A 2,197-nucleotide genomic window follows, 5' to 3' on the forward strand; every position below is an offset into this window, starting at 1 on the left:
AGTTGAACAAATACTGACAGCAGAACTGGAAGGTCGCAAGCGTGCGAAACTAAACAAGTTGGTGAACACAGATGGATTTCCCCATCTGAAAACATTTGAGGGGTATGTGGTAGACCATATCACCTTTCCATCAAGTTGTAACTACGAAAAATTAGTAGACTTAGAATGGCTGCAGCGACGTGAGAACATATTGATGATGGGTGCAGTAGGAACAGGAAAGACTCCTATGGCTATTGCCTTAGGCGTCGAGGCCTGTCGCCGGGGGATGGGCGTGCAATTCTTTCGCGCGGCTGAGTTGGTTGGAATTCTCCAAGAGAAATTCGAGGTAGGCATGTTGAGCAAATTTCGAGCCAAGCTGCGGAAAATGGATGTATTCATACTCGATGAAGTCGGATATGTCCCATTCAACCAGACAGGATCTGAACTGTTGTTCAATGTGATAGCAGATTGTTATGAAAGGCAGAGCGTAATTGTGACTTCGAATCTAGAGTTTGGGCAGTGGACTTCTGTGTTTGGTGATAACAAGCTCACTGCTGCACTCGTAGATAGACTGGTGCACCACGCTCATATATTGTCCTTTACGGGCGAGAGTTTCCGTTTGAAACAAGCTATGGATAGAGTCAAACCGTAATCATATCGCTGGCAAGTAGCTTCTGCACTTTTGGGCTGCCACATTGAGCATTTTTTTCTTGCCAAACACACCTTCAAAAAGCGGTCAAAAACAACATGTTTATGAATTGAATGAAACGCAAGCCGTATTTTTATTAACCCTTATGGATAACTCTACTATGGTCACATTCGATTTAAGAAAGAATTGAGTAAACAGTTTGTAGCGATGCGGAACATTTTGCACGAGCGTCAATCCAGCGAATGGCTTCAAACCCGAAAATACGGGAAATTAATTCGTAGGCAAGAAACGGATGTCATATCCGAGTTAATCATATATGCGCAGGGACAAGGGAGCAAGAACTCGGATAAGATGTATATTACTTACTCTAAATTGGTAAATAGCATAGTGGGTATACAAAGTGGACAGCGAGAATATGCAACCGAAAAAGTCCTTTCTGTGATTAGCTTGGTTGAGGATTTAATTTTGCATACGATACGTGAAGACATGGAATCTGGTGTGTACTATAAAGAGATCTACCAGCATTGTAAACAGAAGGCAGGGGAAATGATGAAGTATATTTACCTGCCTGCTGAAAAGTTGTTTATTGCTTAACGGTTGTACTTGCTTTGAAAAATCAGGTGAGGCGTATGAGCACGTAACAAGACCCCGTAGACGTATAGATTCTGTCATGGTAAGATATAAATAGAAAAAGGAGCCGTGCTGGTAACACGACTCCCGAGCAATAGCCGCTTTAAGAGCGGTTGGCTTGAATACAAAGGTATCACGACAAATAGACCGCTACCTTCGCGTGGGGCGGTCTATTTCTTATGGTTTAAAAGAGCAATGACGACAGTAAAGATCAACGTCAGTAATAGAATAATAAACACACCGAAGTCAATCATAAGCGCCAAAGCGTCTTTTATCTCCATGTAGCGTCACCTCCCTTCCGGGAGATTTAGCCGACCGCCCATAAAGCCTTTCTATTGCTCGTCTATCATACCATATATTGGGACAAAATACGACAAATTTTTGTAATTGCAACCAGACAAGCCGGGCGACAGCGTGACGGTCATGGTCAACGGCTGCAAACTAGACGAACCTGGCCTGCTGATTGGCGGCGTTACTTATGCCCCAGTCCGGGCGATGGCGGAAGCTGTCGGGGCTAAAGTGAGCGGGTGGGTTGGGGAGGAACGAAAGGTTGAAATAAGTAAAGTTTAATTTGTAATAATACAAAGAGCCGTTGAGGGAGGAATCCCGCGGCTCTTTGTATTATTTAATACTAATTTCTTTTGACATGTTTTCTGCAAAGTCTTCGATTTCTTTTTCCTCTCTCCCTAAAACAGTTTGGGTAAGCTCTTCTAAAATCTTAATTGCAGTACGAGTATTTTTGTTTAACGATTTACCCGTGTAAATAAAGGTCACAAGGTCAAATTTGTCTCTATCCACTCCAAATATCTCGTATTTCTTTCCATTAATGATTTTCTCGAAATTATATATGACGGATTGTCAAGCCAAGTGCGACAGTTCTTCTGAGAAGGATTCGTGAGCAGTCTTCCAGCCCAAACATTTTCGTGGTCGTTGATTGAT

At 42.7% G+C, this 2,197-nt stretch carries 5 protein-coding genes; 3 read left to right on the forward strand and 2 right to left on the reverse strand.

Features of this window, described 5'->3' with window-relative positions; genetic code table 11:
* On the forward strand, positions 1–631 hold a 631-nt coding region (gene istB / locus PPOP_RS16495; protein ID WP_006287776.1), incomplete at its 5' end, for an IS21-like element helper ATPase IstB.
* Between the two features lie 183 nt (positions 632–814).
* Positions 815–1,222, forward strand: coding sequence for a hypothetical protein (locus PPOP_RS16500; RefSeq protein WP_006287777.1), 408 nt, complete (start codon positions 815–817; stop codon positions 1,220–1,222).
* A 206-nt stretch (positions 1,223–1,428) separates the two neighbouring features.
* On the opposite strand, the gene PPOP_RS24600 is transcribed toward PPOP_RS16500, so the two are convergent.
* Entirely contained in the window at positions 1,429–1,539 is a 111-nt protein-coding gene (locus tag PPOP_RS24600; protein WP_234399763.1) for a putative holin-like toxin, read from the reverse strand.
* A 106-nt stretch (positions 1,540–1,645) separates the two neighbouring features.
* On the opposite strand from PPOP_RS24600, the gene PPOP_RS21045 reads away from it, so the two are divergent.
* The gene (locus PPOP_RS21045) at positions 1,646–1,828 is read left to right on the forward strand and encodes a stalk domain-containing protein (protein WP_006287778.1); all 183 of its coding nucleotides are present in this window, start codon (positions 1,646–1,648) and stop codon (positions 1,826–1,828) included.
* A gap of 51 nt (positions 1,829–1,879) precedes the next feature.
* Here the strand turns inward: PPOP_RS21045 and PPOP_RS22930 are convergent, their stop codons facing one another.
* Positions 1,880–2,056 carry a hypothetical protein gene (locus PPOP_RS22930; protein ID WP_006287779.1) on the reverse strand — a complete coding sequence of 59 codons (177 nt, stop codon included), beginning with the start codon at positions 2,054–2,056 and terminating at the stop codon, positions 1,880–1,882.
* Positions 2,057–2,197 lie beyond the last annotated feature (141 nt).

Source organism: Paenibacillus popilliae ATCC 14706, from assembly GCF_000315235.1.
Lineage (GTDB): Bacteria > Bacillota > Bacilli > Paenibacillales > Paenibacillaceae > Paenibacillus_B > Paenibacillus_B popilliae.

Bases quoted from the DNA above. Each gene is read 5' to 3' on its own strand.
- PPOP_RS24600 (WP_234399763.1), bottom strand. From the start codon at position 1,539: ATGGAGATAAAAGACGCTTTGGCGCTTATGATTGACTTCGGTGTGTTT.